Consider the following 17,694-nt stretch of genomic DNA (forward strand, 5'->3'; position numbering starts at 1 on the left):
GTTCAGCCTTTAATGACAGTAATCTGCTGTCGGGCTGGCTTAGTTATGTACGGACTGTTTACCGTGATTCACTAAGCAACGAACCGCACTTCTAGCCCAAGTGCGATCGCTTTTTGCACTAAATCGCTAGTTGGTAGCAGTCCAATACTGCCACAAGCTGTTACTAGTACCAGCAATATTACTGTTAAAACTAACCGCACCATGTTTTTCCTGAAATTCCACTTATCAGCGATAGTATAACTGTAGATTCTCTCAATTCTCTGATCTACCATGCCAAAACAGTCTATAGGTCTTGATAACCAACTCTACAATTATCTTTTATCCGTTTCGCTACGGGAACCAGAGATTCTTGGGAGGTTGCGCCAAGAAACTGCCAACCATCCCCGGAGTGTAATGCAGATTTCACCAGAACAAGGGCAATTTATGAGCCTTCTGGTGCAGTTGATTGGAGCGAAGAAAACCCTAGAAGTTGGAGTATTTACGGGTTATAGCTCACTTTCTGTAGCTTTGGCACTACCGCCTGATGGCAAGATTATCGCTTGTGATGTGAGTGAAGAATTTACTGCGATCGCTCGGCGTTATTGGCAAGAAGCTGGAGTTGCTGATAAAATCGATCTCCGATTGGCACCAGCTTTGGAAACTTTAGATGGGTTATTGGCAACTGGGCAAGCCGAGACTTTTGATTTTGCCTTTATTGATGCTGATAAAGAAAATTATGATGCATATTATGAGCGATCGCTGCAATTAGTGCGTCCAGGTGGATTGATTGCGATTGATAATGTTTTATGGTCTGGACAAGTAGCTGACGAGCAAAATCAAGATGAAGGCACCCAAGCAATCCGGGCGCTCAACGAGAAGTTACATCATGACGAACGCATTAGCCTCTCCCTTGTCCCCATCGGCGATGGACTTACTTTAGCAATCAAGCGACCTTAATACAGCAAGAGCGCACAACTAGCTGTGCGCCCTTATTACATATTCTACTTCTATTTACTTAGAAGTTATAGCCAATTCCTAACTGTAGTCCTACATCAGTATCATCCACAAAAGCAGCATTTACACCACCTGTTAGCGTAAGTTTAGAACCGAGAGGAAGGTCTACACCACCTGTTAACAGTAATCCAATATCAGTATCAGCATTAGCTTCAATTGCTACACCAGCACCGATATAAGGAGATATAGCAAAGCTTCTTTCACCCACTGAACCTGCTCTGCGGGGAGAAAAATCTAAAGTCAGGGGAACTAGAAATACTGTATCGTCCCCGAAGATCACCGATGGTCGCACTGATAGATTGTTTGTCAGACCAAGTTTGCTGATCACTGTAAAGTTAGTGTCGCTCAGAGCTGTATCATCGCCGCTCAAACCAATGTTACCACCAACTCCGATATAGCTTCTGCCACCACGAGTACTTCTACCTACGTTAACATCAGGTGTTGTACTTCCTGTTGGTGGCTGATTTAACTTACTGATATTAACATCAGGTGGAATTAGGACTTGGTTAATTGCATGGATAATACCATTGCTAGCTTTCACGTCCGCCTGGAGAACTCTGGCATTATTTACCGAAACTTGACTACTGGCAGAATCGATTTTAATATTTACAGGTTTTCCTTCATCGGTTGTCAATTCCCCTGCCGAGAATTGACTAGCAGTTACCGCACCCGGAAGCACATGATATCTCAAAATCTTAACTAATGCTTCTCTGTTTTCTGGTTGCTCTAACTGTTGTAAGGTAGCAGGAGGCAAAGCCGCAAATGCGTCATTGGTGGGAGCGAAGACTGTATAAGGACCTGGCTGTTGAAGAATATCTGCTAGACCGGCTGTCTTTAATAAAGAAGTCAGAGTTGTAAAAGAACTACTGGATGCAGCCAGAGAAACAATATCAGTACTGACAGGAGTTCCAGCTACAACGTACTGACTAGCTGGAAGATTGCTAGCAATGGGTTGTGCCCGTCCCTGTTTAACTAAAGCTTGATATAATATTGCTGCTGCTTCAGCACGAGTCAAAGATTGTTGCGGATTGAGTTGTTTTACATCCGGGTAGTTGACAACAAGATTACCTACTGTCGCTGCTGCCACACTACCAATAGCATATTCCGGGATAGCTGAGGCATCGTTATAGAAATTAGTGAGAGTACTTGTATCGCCACCAGTTAAACCTAAGCCATTACTTAAAGCCACAATTCCCTGCACTCTGGGAATTTCTTGATTTGGTCTAAACACATTCCCCGGATAGCCTGCCAAAAATCCAGTTTCGTAGGCGTTTTGAATTGCAGCAGCTGCCCAGTAATTAGCAGGAACATCACTGAATCCACCTGCACTTAATTGCCGAACTCGGTTTTGGTTACTGAAGGCTTTTTGAATCAAGGCAGCAAATTCAGCACGAGTCACAGGCTGATTTGGTCTATAAGTGCCATCAGGAAAGCCACTAATCACGTTATTGTCAGCTAGGGCTTGAATGAAGGGACGCGCCCAATAATCTGAGGAAACATCAGACAGGTTAACTGTTGAAGTAGGTGATGGTGTCGCAGGTGATGGTGTCGCAGATGGAACAGGAGTTTGAGATGAAGCTGGGGTAGAAATTACGATCGGAGTTATTGTAGCAGCTGTCATTCCCAGAACTAGCAAAGCAACCTTTGTTGATGACCAACGAGACAAACTAGACATGGAAATATCCTCTTTTCAATTTCTTGGGTTGACTATTGGAAAATACTGGATGCAAGGTTAAGTGAATACAAATATCTAGATGATTATTTGGTTCGCCTCGACATGAAAACCAGAAATGAAACCTGTTAGCTCTGGAAAATTAAAACGCTGGACATTATGAGTAGCTGCTCTGATATCTCATAACGTTTATCCTCATGTGCACCACACATAGTATCGAATTCCTATTTTTTTTTAAGAACCGCAGAACACACTAAAAATAAGCATGGCTCCTGTGGTCATATAATATGTTGCAACAATAAAGACAATTAATGCAAGTAGGCGATTTTATTCAGTTCTAAAATTGCAGTCAAGCAGTAAAATAATTGGCCTTTAATAGCCGTCTCTTTATAATTGCCGAGGAGGGTTAATGCCGTCAAACTCAATGTATCATGATCTTTAGCAATATTTAAGAAATAAAATCAATCTTAGCGATATGGTGTATTGTTAATCTTTTATCGAAATTATACAACTAACTCAGGGCTGGATTTTGAAGAAAAACTTTCACTCTTTAGATAGTTGTCCTTGATGGTAAATTTTCAAATACTAGACTGGAAAATAGCGATCGCAATCAAAAATTTTGAGCTTGATTGCACCAAGATTTTCGGCTAAGAATTATTTTATTAGAGAAGATAATTTTATAGAAATGTCAATTCAGTGCGAACAACTCCAGCACGTTCATGACGGGCTAGCAGTTTAACTGTACTACCTTGAGGCACACGCACCACCCATTCCACCTTTGCCCGATCCTTGGTAGGATCGCTATGCCGTCTAATGGGAGTTGAAGGCTTATAGGCTCGTCCCTCTAATTGACCTAATTCTTCACGGGGCTTACCCGTTACTAAAGTTCCTCCGGGAGGCAGTTCAATTTCACAGATACAGCCCCGCACCAGCTTTTTTTCTAAAGCTTTTTGGGTGACATTGGTGGGCAACCAGCCTGTATTATGTACAACCAATTGCACTCGATAAGTATCATCACCCAAATTGTGGATAGTGGCTTCGTAAATCTCTAAACGAGGAGATATTAACAGATGCCAAACTAGCCATTCTGGGAAAAGGGCTATTTCTTTCTCCAGAAACTCAGGGGGGGGATTTGTCCAAGCATACATGGTATCCCAGCCGCCTAGTTCAATCTGACCGAGTTGGGGATGCTCGAAGGGATACCAATCTACCTAACCCTTAAAAGCCAATTTTTCATCGTTCCAGCGCAGCAACTTCAGGTCATCTTCTACAGGGTGTTCTCGCTGCCAATCGGTGTATTTATAATCAGTAATTCCAGCTTGGCGCTGTGGACTCCAGACTTCTACTGTCCAGGCAAATAAACCCTGATATTCATAAGCCCAGTCATGAAATGTACCTGTAATTACGTCTTTGGGGTCATAGCGGAAATCATGAAAGGCAGATATGGCTGGATACTGAGTAATTTCAGTACCTTTTGCACCAATGCGTTGATAGGTGCGGAGGTCATTGACCAGGAATTCATCATCGCTGAGGTGGGTGTAGGGACGGATGAGAACACCGCTAAAGGTATGAAAGGCGATCGCTCCTGTAATATTAGGATGTGTAGTGATAAACTGAACAAGCGATGTCTACGACGGGCTACGCCTACGCACTTCTGTTTCAGATGTAGGATAGGGGCCAGCCCCCGATTGCTCAGATTCTTGCCGCCACAAAAATGGAAAATTTCGGTTTAAATCTAGCCTTTCTTTAGAACGCTGAATTTTAATCTCAACTCCGTCATAATTTTCGATATTTCCTTCTGGTAGTACGCGATAATACTGACCACCTATTTCTGTTGGTTCGCGTCGCACCAGCAGGCGAGGTTCGGTAGGACAGACTTTCCAAGCCCCATTAGCATCGGGGATTCGCATCAGTAAAATCCGACCATCGCCATCGACATCTTCCATCACTAACCCATCGTTGCCTTCGTCATCATGGGGATAATGACGAGTACCGGAGCGAATAAATTTTGGTTTATCAGCCAATGCCAACTCAGCACCATCAGGATTAACACGAGGGCAAATGTAGAAGGTGCGGGTATCCAAACAACGGGTAATTTCTGGGTGAGTACCGTAAGCTGTAACTAATGTTTGCAAGAGATATAGACAAACACTTGACGGTGCTAGTTCAGTGGCGTGGATGTTGCCATCAACCCAGAGGGCAGGTTTTTCTTGATGTGCGCCAGTGGCAAAGTTGGTAACTGTCAATAGCCAGATGTCACGTCCTTCGTAACTCTTACCAATGCTTTCTATGCGTACTACGTTGGGGAAATTCCTTTGCATAACTGTGCAGAATGCGTGTTAGGTCTTCATAACGATAGTATTTATCAAACCGAACGTCTGGCATCACAAACCTCCCCATTATGAATTACGAATTACGAATTATTTTAATTCGGCTTACCCGTAATCGTGAATGCTGCCCAGTAATAAGGATGATTATAAAGATTTTTATCTGATGCCATTTTACTATTTCTATATAGTTGTGTTGCTAAATAAGTTTGAATTCTTACTTCCTCTGGATGCAGATTATTCAAGATATCTTCATACCATTTTGTTAGTTCTCCAGCAGTTAGTTCTTTCAGCCATCGTGTTGCTTCAGCTAAGGCAGTAACTGCTGATTTATTAGGCTGTAATCGTCGGTAAAACTCGATCGTCACCAAGGCACTAGCCGAAGATTCTACACTCCAGAGAGTACTCACTACATGAGGTACGCCCTGACTCACAAAACCACTGACTAAACTCACATATTCGCTGCTGATAGTGTAGTTGTTAGCACTTAAATTTTCACAAGCAGAGAGGGTAATAAGGTTGTAACTATCGAGATTTTGTTGGCAGATTTCATCTAGAGTAAGTCTGTCTTCACCCGCTAATGCTAATTCTGATTTTTTAGGTTCAGCTATATTATTAGTGACATTACCCGTAAAATGCAAGATATTATAATTATCAGATAAGGCATTTTCAACAATACTTTTTGTAGCTTCTGCCCCCTGAATTCGTTGGATATTATTGAACATCTGGCTAACAATTTCAGACTCCAGTTTGGCAAATTTCAGGGTGGGATAACCTGTACTTTCAGGATGTTCTACACTGAGCAATAACTTATTTTGCCACTGCCAAATATCCTCAGTTCTGATTGATAAACCTATTTTGGCACTAGGTAGATAGGTAAAGCTGAAATTTGATTCCACATTCGGTAACTCTTCTGGTGATGGCGAAGAAAGATGGAAAAGTGTATGAATGGGCAATCTGTACAAGTCACGGTGAGGAATTAAGACCAGCTGAGTGATGCCTTCGAGTTCCTGGGCAATTGTGGAAATATTCAGGATTTCATACAATTCCAACAGTTTCTCTTCCATATCAACTCGCCAAGAATGCTGACTTTTACTTTCTTTGTCGTGGGCTGTGCTGCGATATTCTTGGTATTGTTGATGCCAATCTTCTAGCCAAGCTTCAAATTCAATTAGACGTTGCACTGCTTCGGGTAGAGGCAATTCATTTAGACGGATAACGTCTTCTCCTAAAGGTATTACTCCAGCATCTTGCATGGGTGTAAATAGGAGAATTGGTGATGGTGCTTGGTCTTTGAGAATGAAAGTATGTAGGGCAACTGGACTAATATGCCAGTAAATAATTGCTGTTGTGGGATTGAATAGTTGTTGAATTGCGCCATAATAAGGCGAGTATATATTATCATTCCAGCCAGAAAGCAGCCAGTTTAAACAAGCATTTTTACCTTGTTCGGCAATTTCCCAAGCTTCTACTAAATCGCCGGACTCCACAGCTAAATCAACTGCCAATTGATTGAAGCCTGTAAATTTTAAAGCTAGCTGTTTTTTACTTTCGTCTGAGCGAGTTTCTTCACTCAGTAATTGTTGCAATAAATCTGTCCCACGTTGCAGCAATTCTTGAACTTGTGTTGTTTGTCCCAAACCCATCAACACTTTGCTTAGAGATTGTAAAACCTCTAGGTGCAACTGGGGAAAATATTCTAGTGTCAAGGTTAACAGCGCTTGATGGTACTCAGATGCAGCTTTGCGCCAATAATCGCGGGGATTGGTATGTTTTTTGCCTTGCTCATAGTAAGTATTAGCGATCGCAAAATGCAATCTACCCCAACCTTCTGGATGGGTATCTGTCCGCAGATGCTTTAACCCTTCTTCGTAGCTGGCTAATTTTCCTTCGTAGCCACCCTGTTGTAAAGTGGGATTTGTCGCTATGAGACCACTCGACAAATTCAGCAATACGTCAGAATCTACTAAATTACCGATCGCAGTTCCCCGACCAATCCAAGCTTCCCAATAATCTTGTTTAATTTGCAAAGCGTTGTCATAACAGGCGATCGCTTCGGTAAATTGTTCTAAATAAAACAGTGCTACTGCCTGATTATACCAAGCTAAGTGGAAGTCGGGTTTAATGGCGATCGCTTGGCGATAAGAGGCGATCGCTTCTTGTCTACGTCCTAAGTTGTCTAACGCTATACCCCGGTTGTACCAAGCTAAGTAGAAGTCGGCTTGAACTGACAGGGCTTTATCCCAAGAGGCGATCGCTTCTGACCACCTGCCTAAATTAAACAGCACTACACCCCGATCTATCCAAACTTCGTGGTACTCTGGGTCAATTTCTATAGCTCTGTCATAAGATATAATCGCCTCGGCAAATTGTTCGCTGACAGCTAGGGCTATGCCTCGGTGATACCAGTTTTCCTGGTCTTCTGGTTCGAGTTGCAGGGCTTGGTCATAACTAGCAATAGCTTCTGGTAGCCAACCTAATTTCAGCAGTGCCAAACCCTTGCTAGACCACGCTTCTTGATAGTCTGGCTTGATTTCTATAGCTTTGTCAAAAGAAGCGATCGCTTCTTCAAAGTATCCTAATTCTCCGAGAGTTCCACCTCGGTTGTACCAAGCTTTGTAGTAGTCGGGTTTCAGTTGTGTGGCGGTTTGGTAAGAGGCGATCGCTTCTTCAAAACGTTCTAAATGGAACAGCGTCAAACCTCTATTAAACCAATATTCTGACAATTCGGGTTGCAGTTCGATGGCTTGGTCATAAGATGCGATCGCGCCTAACAAATCACCTGTTTTCGCTTGGCTTAGACCTTGGTAAAACCACCCTTGAGCGTGGGTAATCGGATTATCGCTATTTCGCTCAATAATACCAGGGGAATTACTACTTTGAACTGCCAAATCCGAAGCAAGTTGCTGGACTAAATTGGTACTTTGATCCAACCTCACCCACAACTCATCTAAGGTATTAGCCACATTCGGCTCTAAATTCGTCAAAGTGTTATCCCAGGTTTCCACCGAGTCAGACGTTGCTAATTCAGTTTTTTGTCTAGTGGAAAGGAGATTTGCTGGTGTTGTAATTTGAACAACTTCTTCTTCGTCAAACCTCAATTGGGCTAACGAGGTAATTGAATCTTCCGGTGCGGGCAGAGGAATATTTTCTGGTATTGTGGTTTGGGCGTCTTCCCTTTCATACTCCCATACCAGTTCCTCGAAGTTTTCGGGCAATCTTTCCTCAAAAGAGGCATTTTGGGGGGCTGATGTGATTGGTTCAACATCTGGCTCATCATACTCCCATAATTGTTCGCCTAAGCTACGAATTAGCTCTTGTCCGGGGGAAGTTGGGAGAATTTCTTCATCGGTTGTAGTTTCTATTACATCTGGCTGATCGTACTCCCATAACTGCTCGCCTAAATCGCGGATCAGTTCTTGCCCAGGAGTACTTTCTATTACATCTGGCTCGTCGTAGTCCCATAACTGCTCGCCCAAATCGCGGATCAGTTCTTGCCCAAGAGTACTTTCTCCGTCATCTTGTGCCTGATTGTCCTGATATTCTATCTCTGTAGGTAAGTTTTGCATTAGCCGAATGCCAATGTCATAAGCAACTTCTCCAATTCTGCCAACACCAAGTTCCCCCAATTGCACCATCTGTGTTGCTAAAAGAGGATTTGGTGTAGGTGAAGCTAGCAAGCTTTCACCAAACATCACCAACCAGTCTATCCAACGTTCAGCCGGAATGCGATTTTCGATCCGTTGCAGATACCTCAATGCCCACTGTCGTCCTCGTGCTTGATGCACGCCTTCTAACAATTGGATAAACAATTGTTCCAGATCCGCATTGGTTAGTTCTGGTAGTACCCCCACCAGATTGCGTCCTCTCGAACCCTTGAGAGAACTATTCTGTTTACTTGCAATGAGGCGCTTTAAAAACCTTTTAAGCGACTGCGATATCCGCCTGAGCATCTGCCACACTCTTGGATTTTGTTTTTCTAGATTGTAGCCATCGTTGTGTTAAAAAAATCATCAATTACGTAAAAATCCATTAGATTCGGACAGCGCTTCCGTAGCAGGTTAGCAAAACATATACAAATCTTCAAGAGCATAGCATTACAACGTAACAATTCCCAGATTTAACTCTTGAATTTGACTTTGGCAAGCAGTTAATTTTCAGTTTGCTCTGTAGTCGGTTGACCAGCAGGATATAACTGACTAATTAATGCCTGGACAAGCACTTGTGGATCGTCTGTTTCAACGGCAAGCTGTTGAGCAATCTGCTGACGTAAATTTTCATCCTCCTGCAACATCACAAACAACTCTTCTAGGGTGACAGTTTGGTATTCTCCCTCTGGGGGGTTCTCTGGTGCATCTGCTGACTCTGATACTGGGGCAGCTACCTCAGAAGTCAAAGGAGGGCTAAAAGCATCTGGCCCTTCATATTCCCAAATTGGTTCGCCTTGATTGCGTGACAACAACTGCATCCCGATATTATAAGCAACATCTCCAATTTCTCCGACGCCCAATTCACCCAGTTGCACTAATCGCGCAGCCATTTCATTATTGGGTGTAGGAGATGCTAGCAATCTGTCGCCAAAGCGCCCTAACCACTCAACCCAGTCTTCAGTTGTAATGCGATGTTCGATATTATGCAGCCACTTCTGTGCCCATGCTTCCCCTCTTGCTTGATGTACTCCCTGCAACAGTTCGTTGAAGAGAAATTCCAGATCCGTATCGCTTAAGGGTGGTGCTGGTTCTTTTTCTACATTTCCCCTAGATTTTGAGGTAGTCTGTTTTCCACCAAACAAGCTCTGAAAAAGCTTTTTGAGCCATTGAAATAGCCGCTTGAGCATCTGCTGCACCATCGAGTATTGCTTATCTATAAAATTGTAGCGATCGCACTGGACTATGGCGTTAGTTCAGTCAATAAAACGTATAGTCATTTGTCATTTGTCATTTGTCATTTGTCAAGAGTTTTTTCTTGCTCTCCACTTCTTAATCAGAACAAATGTACTAAATGATATGCTATAATTCCCATACATTGATGTTGAAATCATATCTGCTTGCTTGCTTTGCTGAGTGCCGAAATTTACGGCATTAGTTGAGTCTGGCGCTATGGCAATATCAACAAACAAAGCAGGTATGAGAGTTTAAAATAGTTGAATCCCAAACTCGACTCGGTGCTAGTAATTAACTTTGAAAGGCATTGAAGTCTATATTTCCATGTCTTACGAACCCCTGCACCACAAATATCGCCCCAAAAGTTTTGCTGAACTGGTGGGCCAAGAGGCGATCGCTACCACCCTCACGAACGCGATCGGCACATCCAAAATCGCCCCCGCCTATTTATTCACTGGGCCCAGAGGTACGGGGAAAACTTCTAGCGCCCGAATTCTGGCTAAATCTCTCAATTGTCTCAAAAGTGATAAGCCCACGGCTGAACCTTGTGGTGTGTGTGAAGTTTGTCAGGGAATCGCTAAGGGGTACGCCTTAGACGTAATTGAAATCGACGCTGCTAGCAACACTGGTGTCGATAATATCCGTGAGTTAATTGAAAAAGCCCAGTTTGCTCCTGTGCAGTGTCGCTACAAGGTTTATGTAATCGATGAATGCCATATGCTCAGTACTCAGGCATTCAATGCGCTACTTAAGACACTAGAAGAACCACCGAGATATGTAGTTTTTGTGTTGGCGACAACAGACCCGCAACGGGTGTTACCAACGATTATTTCGCGCTGTCAAAGGTTTGATTTTAGACGCATTCAGTTAAAAGCGATGGTGAAGCATTTAAGTGCGATCGCATCTTATGAAAACATTCATATTTCACTTGATGCTGTCACTCTGGTAGCCCAACTTTCTCAGGGAGGCTTGCGAGATGCCGAAAGTCTACTCGATCAATTGGGTTTATTAGCGGGTGAAGTCACACCAGAGCGAGTTTGGGATTTGGTGGGGACGGTAAGCGAACAGGACTTGCTAGGGCTTTTAAATGCGATCGCTCAAGATAAACCGGAAGCAGTTTTAGACTGTACTCACCACATTCTCGATCGTGGTCGAGAACCCCTAACTCTCCTACAAAATCTCGCCGCTTTTTACCGCGATTTACTGATTGCTAAAACCGCACCCAACCGCCACGATTTGGTTGCTTGTACTCAGCAAACCTGGACAGCGCTGATTGAATTTGCTCAATACTTCGATATGAGCGTGATTTTGGCAGGACAAAAACACTTGCGAGAAGCTGAAGTACAAATTAAAAATACCACCCAGCCGCGTTTGTGGTTGGAGGTAACATTACTAGGACTGTTACCGAGTGCGACGAATATTCAGCCACAAGCCCCAAGTGTCGCGCTGCGAGTTAACCCAGCTACTATATCTCCAAGCTATCCTCCAGCAGTTGCCCAAAATCACCCAGTCTCTTCTGTACCTTTAGCTGAACCGAAAACAAATCATAATTCTGCATCTGCCGATCGTCAAGCGACTGCCCAAAATCAGCCCGTCACTTCATCTCCTCCAATTGAACAGCAAACAAATCACAATTCTGCTGCTAACTCAGTTTCACGACCAACCCCAGAACCTGTATTTGTGCCCGCGTCACCTGCGAAAATTGAACCAGTAACTTCAGAAGTTGTTGAGGAAGAAGTTGTTGAGGAAGCAGAATATGACTTAACTCAGATTTGGCAACAAGTGCGTGCTAATTTTCCGATGCCTTCCAGGCAAGCTTTACTGGGGCAAATGTGCCAGCTAATAGAGTTTAACGGTACTGTAGCGCGTATTGCTGTCAAAGGGTCTAAATGGTATGAAACACTTAAATCTGATCTCCCGATGATGAAAGTAGCTTTCCAGCAGACTTTTCAACGCGAAGTTCAGGTAAATCTAGAACAAGTCAGTTCTGCAACTCCTACCTCAGCCAAAAAAAATCCTCCCCCAAAAGACTCTACTCGCGTTCAGCAACCACCAACTCCCAGTTACAACCAGCAAATTTCGCCTCCAGCGCCAGTACCGCAATTAACTAATCCACCACCAGCACCACAAAAAACCGAGTTGGCAGCAAAGAATGGCAATAGTGTAAATGGAAATAGGGCAAATGGAAATGGTGTAAATGCAAATGGGGTAAATGGAAACGGGATGCAAACTTTGCCTCCAACTCCAAAACCAACACCCGCACCTGATTGGGAACCTGACGAAGTAGCGATCGCAGCTCAACGTCTAGCAGAATTTTTCAACGGGCAAATTATCCGCTTTGCAGATGATTTCCCAGAATTCTCCGATTCCATAACTACACCAGAATGGGCAGAAGAATCAGAAGTAGATGATGAATAAAAAAATGCAAAATTACCAAAAATAATTTTGCATTTTAAATTTTGAATTTTGAATTTTGAATTTTGAATTCCCCAAAGGGGCTATTCCCCATTCCCAGTATGCAAGGTTTTCACCCATTTCAGGCGCTTTGGTCTTACCGACATCCGGGCAGTAGTACTGCTCATGACGACTAACCAGTGCAACATATATAAACTGCCACGCAGGGTTTGCACCAGCATCATCAAATATGTAGAAAGTGGGAATTTTTGATCTTGACGTACCCGCTTCAGACCTGTAAACATCCCTACCATCGACATAGTAACGGATAAACCTGTGATCGGACTTAACATTGGTGGACGATGACGAGCGATCGCCATTAATAAATCTGGTACTGTTGCTGTCGGCAAGATATACATAATCAGCAGGAAAATCAGCAAATCCCAGCTTTTGCGTGTTCCCATGCGGTTTTTGAGAATTAAATCCCAATAATCCAGATACCGTTGATATCCACCTTCTGCCCAACGGTTGCGCTGATGCCAGAGTGAAACTGCACTTGTCACTCCTTCTTCTTGCACTGCTGGATGAAAAACACACTCAATATCCCATTTGTCCAAATGTAAACGGATTGTCAAATCCAAATCATCGGTAATGGTTTCTTCATTCCAGCCACCGCAGCTTTCCAAGGCTGAACGCCGGACAAATTGACCATTGCCCCGCAGTTCGCCAATGCCACCAAGGGCAGTCCGCTGTTGCTGAAACCAGGTATCAAGTGCCATTTCGGCCATTTGACCCTTAGTCCAAAAGTTTTCTTTAGCGTTGGCGATCGCTTTTCGCACCTGCACCGCCCCCACGTTTTCTCTTTGAAATAAAGGTATTACCTGTTGCAGCAAGTCTGGTGTTACTTGGGCATCAGCATCAAATACTGCTATAATGTCGCCCTTTGTCAGCGGCAATACCTGATTCAACGCCCCCGATTTGCCACCAGTAGCTTCTGCTGAACGCCTTAGTACTTTCAGCTGGTCGTGTTTCTGTTGGAGTTCTGCTAATAAATGTGGCGTGCGATCGCTGCTGCGATCGTCAATTATCCAAATTTCGTACTGCCCACCTGGATATTCCAGATTACAAAGATTTTTGACTAATTTAGTAATTACCGCTTCCTCATTTTTCGCAGCCACCAGCACAGAAACAGAAGGTAAATCTCCTTGTATTTCTTTTGGATAGCGACGGGATTTAGTAAACACTACCACCAAAGCATGAAATCCTAGAATGGTGGTCAGTCCTAGAATAAAAATGGAAGCCCAAGAAACTAAATGTAGAGCGATCGTGCCACTCCAGACGATAGTCAAGACTAGAGCTGCTTTGCCTCTACGACCTTGAAACCGGGATGGTAAAGACATAGAATCTGTCTCTAACACTGACTCCTCATCTACTGATAGGTCAGACAACAAGGAGTTGAGCGGATCGAGCTCTTGATAAGAATCTTCTTCGGGCCAGGAATTCGCTGGCATAGGTTAGGTTGCTTGATTCAAAAACCACTATTTGTCTACAGTTAGTAATTTTACGGACAAATATCCCTAAGCTACTTTTCCCGATATTAATCGGAATGGGCAAACTGCAATACCCGCTATCCCTAAGCCAAAAGCCGCTGGGACTACCTTTGTTGTCACCGCCATCTGCGTAATTACCTCGCATTAACCACGTTTGCTACTCTTAGACAGAAGCTTGATTCCTTTGATAGCCACTTGGGCAGGAAGCTTGTAGAGTCGGACTTTCTCCAATGAGAACTGCGGTTTGGGTAAAGTAATAGCAAGGTAGCAGCAGCTTTTTGTTGGGAAAAACTGCAATAACGGCATCCACCACTTTACAGTAGACATTTTTAGTGTTATCGTTCCCAGATTCGATAACAGTTAATGCAGCATTATTGTAACCGAAATTTTAATATTTCTTAGTAGTAACTTCATTTATTGGGCATTTGTCATTGGTTATTCTCTGCCTCTCCCCATGCCCGTGTCCCCGCGTCCCTGCGTCCCTCCACTGCCCACTCCCTACTGTGTGCTTTAGACACATCTTTGGGGAATACTACTAATATCCACTAATATCCCCAGTTGCTAACTAACTTGAGGAATATTTAACTATGTCTATTGAGCAACTCCAGCCTGCAACTCAACAACAAGCCAGTGTTTACTTACCTTATGTTCAGGGTGCTAGGCGCAATTTCTTACCCTATGCCATCAGTCTTTATCAAAAAGGGGTCTTGGAAGGACATCGGAAGATCGAAGCCAGCGAACATGTCCCCTTTGTCGCCTCCTGGAATGTTGCTACTTTACCCTCAGACTTAACCCGTTGCCGAATTCAGTTTGATGGCAATGCTGACCTGAGTTATGAACTGATGATGGCTAGTTTCGAGTTCATTAATTTTTTAATTGAACTTATGGACAACTATAAACGTTATCGCGTGACCGATTTTTCACAACCGTTTTACCGCAAGCTACTGCGTATAGATGATTGATTAAACTCAGCCGGATTTGCAAAAGTCCGGCTTATATTTAAAATTACACTAATAGTTTGTCAATTTTAAATTCATGGGTAAGTACACGCGTAGGGGCACGGCATGCCGTGCCCCTACACAATGTTGTACCGCATCATCTGAAGGGAACCGCTATAAGCCTTGTGAGCTTTCTTACAACAGCCTTTCAGTTTTAAAACGTCTTCCTAAGTCCGATATCTTTTCTTCTTTTCAGAACCATACCAAAACTAGCTACTATCAAAGTTCCAAGAAGGCTAGTGGGTTCTGGAATAGAAGTTTCATTTATAGGTACTTTGATTCTTAAATTTGCCAAGCTAGCGTTAGTCATAGTCAAGGATGTTACACCTGGCAAACCTGGGATATCGGACTGAAAATCAAAGACCGTGGGAGTTAAATTTCCATTGGGATTACTATATCGCTCTCCATATCCACTCACTTCAAAAGTACCCTGATACTTCTTTCCGGTGTCTGGGTCGATGACAGTACCAGTGTAGAAAGCTTTTGTGAGATTAAATTCATCTTGAACTACTCCTTGAAATGTGGTTCCTGCCAATTGTCCCTGGTAAAGAAAGGGAGTCAGCTGACCACCAGAAAGAACCGGCGATGTAAGAACACCATCAAAGGAGACAATCGGAATACCTTTAAAGTCAACAAAGTAATGCAGACTTCCATCAGAGCGTGTTTCTACCTTTAAATAGTCTGACTGGTATACAGGAACATAATTAGAATTATTATTAGTACCTAAGTTTCGGTAATAAGTTCCAGTGTGATCCGTATCAATACGAGTAATACTGTTATTGAAATTAGGATTATTTCTGGGAAGTTCGATAGTTCCTGATAATGTGCCAGTGCTTTCAATTGTGATGAATTGAGCAGCGAAAGCACTTGTTGCACTAATAGCGATCGCTACTGCTGCGAGACAACTGCTGCTAACAACTGCAAAACCTAGCTTAATTCCTGATGAACTCACTTTCATTAACAAATTGTTCCTTTAATTGTCGATGGTAAACACACCTAATCTGCTGAGATTTATTACAAATATTTCTCAAGCATGATTTATTATTCCCAAGCGGGTGATGGAAGTTTCATCGGCAACAAAAAGTCTTGTCAATTGCTATTTTTATTCTTGCGCTTGCGGAGTATGTTAGAGACAATCGCCTTATTAATCAATTTCAACTTCGTGATTTGATTATAAGTTTTATATTAAACTACAACGCGATCGCATCCTTTGATTTTGGCTTGATAGAGTGCTTCTTAATCCACCTCATTTAATACTAAAACCAGGGACTTGAGAGCGCAGACAGTAAATATTTTTGGAAATAGATAGAGCAGCTGGCTTTGCTACCCATATCTTCATCCCAATAGCAGCAAGTGAATGAGCAACACCTGGATTAGCGATTCAGCATAAAGATGGCCACCGATTCCACCCGTGTCAAATTCTGCTTGAAACAAACGAGCGATCGCCAATACATACAGGATAAAAAACGCTCTCACATTCGCCAGCCAAAATCTGATAATTTGACAACTCTAGGGTTGTCAGAAAACCCCATTCCACCAAGAAAGAGCAATCCCGTACTGTTTGCCGTGGGTTACAAAGCGATATACCCCTCGGATAAAAAACAGCAATTGCAACAACAACGGGATAAACTAGCTCTATTAAACAACAAGTATAGAAAAATACTTTACTACGACAACAACGAACCCAGCTATAGGAATCCGATTTGATTTATGAAAAAATCTAAGTATGTGTAGGGGAGCCAGCCGTGTGGGCGGGTTTCCCGACTTGAGCGGACTGGCGTTGTGTTATCGCCGAGAGTACGGCACCAAAGCCTTCGCATGGTGCGTTATGCCTCTGGCTAACGCACCCTACGTATATTTCAAAAATCAAATATGAGTCCTATATAAACAGATGCGGTAATAGCTGAAAGCACAAGTTTAAAACAACGGTTACAAGATACTCAAAATCTACTAGGCAATAAACAACTTCAGTTAGAACAACCCTAGCCATACCTAAACTGACAATTAAAACAGCAGATGAAGACCATCAATGTCAGAATACTGAATCTAATGATGAGAAAATAAAGATAAGCAATGCCCACCTCCAAACTTGCTGGGCTATTTACCCAAGACAGATAAACAGCAAACTTTATCAGTCAAAATTTATGACTTCCAACGTTCCCTCTCCAACTCGAAAGCGACCCACTCAAGCAATAGGAGCCAAAATTTTCCACTCTTGTAACATCATTAGTCTATTTATCATGCTCACCAGTGGACTACAAATTTACAACGCTAACCCTGTTTTTGGTGGACGCGCAGGTCTGCACATTCCTCCGATATTTACTTTAGGAGGTTGGTTGGCAGGAGGTAGACACTGGCATTTTGCAGCAATGTGGCTATTTTCGCTGAATCTGTTGTGGTATGGAATTTACATTTTAATTACCCGACGCTGGCGACATCGCTTTGTAGGTGCTAATGACTTCAAAGCATTACAAAAAACTCAAAATTCCCAACGCCTAATTTATGCTTGGCATCGGATTGCTTATACAGCAATTATTCCTATTTTGCTGCTGGCATTATTTACAGGAGTAGGAATGTATAAACCTGCTCAATTTCCCTGGATTGTGGATTTCTTTGGCGATTGGCAAGCATTGCGAATTGTTCACTTTGCCTCAGTGCCGATAGTTATCTTATTTGTATTAATTCACTATCAATTAGGGAAAAAAGCTGGAGGTCCTCAACTAACAGAATCAATGTTTTAGTAAACAAACTATGGTCAGGTAAATAGAGAGACGCACAGAATAATGACCAATGACCAATGACCAATGACCAATGACCAATGACCAATGACCAATGACCAATGACCAATGACCAATGACCAATGACCAATGACCAATG

At 42.9% G+C, this 17,694-nt stretch carries 14 protein-coding genes and 1 pseudogene; 5 read left to right on the forward strand and 10 right to left on the reverse strand.

Annotation, left to right across the window (positions count from 1 at the left end):
• Window positions 1-71 precede the first annotated feature (71 nt).
• The gene (locus tag V7K41_RS01685; RefSeq protein WP_334845442.1) at window positions 72-272 is read right to left on the reverse strand and encodes a hypothetical protein; all 201 of its coding nucleotides are present in this window, start codon (window positions 270-272) and stop codon (window positions 72-74) included.
• Here V7K41_RS01685 and V7K41_RS01690 point away from each other — a divergent pair.
• Complete coding sequence (locus V7K41_RS01690; protein ID WP_334845431.1) at window positions 271-936, forward strand: class I SAM-dependent methyltransferase; 666 nt, start codon at window positions 271-273, stop codon at window positions 934-936. The genes V7K41_RS01685 and V7K41_RS01690 overlap by 2 nt on opposite strands.
• A gap of 58 nt (window positions 937-994) precedes the next feature.
• Here the strand turns inward: V7K41_RS01690 and V7K41_RS01695 are convergent, their stop codons facing one another.
• The 6 genes and pseudogenes from V7K41_RS01695 to V7K41_RS01720 all read right to left on the reverse strand — a co-directional run bounded on the left by V7K41_RS01695 (window position 995) and on the right by V7K41_RS01720 (window position 9,829).
• Window positions 995-2,668 carry a fasciclin domain-containing protein gene (locus tag V7K41_RS01695; RefSeq protein ID WP_334845432.1) on the reverse strand — a complete coding sequence of 558 codons (1,674 nt, stop codon included), beginning with the start codon at window positions 2,666-2,668 and terminating at the stop codon, window positions 995-997.
• 674 nt (window positions 2,669-3,342) lie between these two features.
• The gene (locus tag V7K41_RS01700; protein WP_334845433.1) at window positions 3,343-3,813 is read right to left on the reverse strand and encodes a hypothetical protein; all 471 of its coding nucleotides are present in this window, start codon (window positions 3,811-3,813) and stop codon (window positions 3,343-3,345) included.
• A 63-nt stretch (window positions 3,814-3,876) separates the two neighbouring features.
• The gene (locus V7K41_RS32765) at window positions 3,877-4,275 is read right to left on the reverse strand and encodes a M14 family zinc carboxypeptidase (RefSeq protein WP_442943097.1); all 399 of its coding nucleotides are present in this window, start codon (window positions 4,273-4,275) and stop codon (window positions 3,877-3,879) included.
• Between the two features lie 18 nt (window positions 4,276-4,293).
• A pseudogene (locus V7K41_RS01710) lies at window positions 4,294-4,989 on the reverse strand (M14 family metallopeptidase); the annotation flags it as partial.
• Between the two features lie 101 nt (window positions 4,990-5,090).
• The gene (locus V7K41_RS01715; RefSeq protein WP_334845435.1) at window positions 5,091-8,945 is read right to left on the reverse strand and encodes a CHAT domain-containing protein; all 3,855 of its coding nucleotides are present in this window, start codon (window positions 8,943-8,945) and stop codon (window positions 5,091-5,093) included.
• 197 nt (window positions 8,946-9,142) lie between these two features.
• Window positions 9,143-9,829, reverse strand: coding sequence for a hypothetical protein (locus V7K41_RS01720; protein WP_334845441.1), 687 nt, complete (start codon window positions 9,827-9,829; stop codon window positions 9,143-9,145).
• Window positions 9,830-10,199: 370 nt separating this feature from the next.
• Between V7K41_RS01720 and V7K41_RS01725 the strand changes: the two genes are divergently transcribed.
• Window positions 10,200-12,293, forward strand: coding sequence for a DNA polymerase III subunit gamma/tau (locus V7K41_RS01725; protein ID WP_334845436.1), 2,094 nt, complete (start codon window positions 10,200-10,202; stop codon window positions 12,291-12,293).
• A gap of 80 nt (window positions 12,294-12,373) precedes the next feature.
• Here V7K41_RS01725 and V7K41_RS01730 read toward each other — a convergent pair whose 3' ends face one another.
• Window positions 12,374-13,780, reverse strand: a complete 1,407-nt coding sequence (locus V7K41_RS01730) for a glycosyltransferase (RefSeq protein WP_334845437.1) — start codon at window positions 13,778-13,780, stop codon at window positions 12,374-12,376.
• 626 nt (window positions 13,781-14,406) lie between these two features.
• Between V7K41_RS01730 and ebsA the strand changes: the two genes are divergently transcribed.
• Window positions 14,407-14,781 (forward strand): type IV pilus biogenesis protein EbsA, encoded by a 375-nt coding sequence (gene ebsA, locus V7K41_RS01735; protein ID WP_104905290.1) that lies wholly within the window; start codon window positions 14,407-14,409, stop codon window positions 14,779-14,781.
• Between the two features lie 190 nt (window positions 14,782-14,971).
• On the opposite strand, the gene V7K41_RS01740 is transcribed toward ebsA, so the two are convergent.
• Together V7K41_RS01740 and V7K41_RS32770 are read right to left on the reverse strand one after the other, a co-directional pair.
• The gene (locus tag V7K41_RS01740) at window positions 14,972-15,775 is read right to left on the reverse strand and encodes a PEP-CTERM sorting domain-containing protein (protein ID WP_334845438.1); all 804 of its coding nucleotides are present in this window, start codon (window positions 15,773-15,775) and stop codon (window positions 14,972-14,974) included.
• Between the two features lie 298 nt (window positions 15,776-16,073).
• A complete protein-coding gene (locus V7K41_RS32770; protein WP_442943098.1) occupies window positions 16,074-16,148 on the reverse strand; it encodes a hypothetical protein in 75 nt (24 codons plus the stop codon).
• A gap of 61 nt (window positions 16,149-16,209) precedes the next feature.
• On the opposite strand from V7K41_RS32770, the gene V7K41_RS01745 reads away from it, so the two are divergent.
• Together V7K41_RS01745 and V7K41_RS01750 are read left to right on the forward strand one after the other, a co-directional pair.
• Entirely contained in the window at window positions 16,210-16,524 is a 315-nt protein-coding gene (locus tag V7K41_RS01745) for a hypothetical protein (protein ID WP_334845439.1), read from the forward strand.
• A gap of 437 nt (window positions 16,525-16,961) precedes the next feature.
• Window positions 16,962-17,558 carry a cytochrome b/b6 domain-containing protein gene (locus V7K41_RS01750; protein WP_334845440.1) on the forward strand — a complete coding sequence of 199 codons (597 nt, stop codon included), beginning with the start codon at window positions 16,962-16,964 and terminating at the stop codon, window positions 17,556-17,558.
• The last annotated feature ends 136 nt before the right edge of the window (window positions 17,559-17,694 follow it).

It is taken from the genome of Nostoc sp., from assembly GCF_036917415.1.
Taxonomy (GTDB): domain Bacteria; phylum Cyanobacteriota; class Cyanobacteriia; order Cyanobacteriales; family Nostocaceae; genus Nostoc.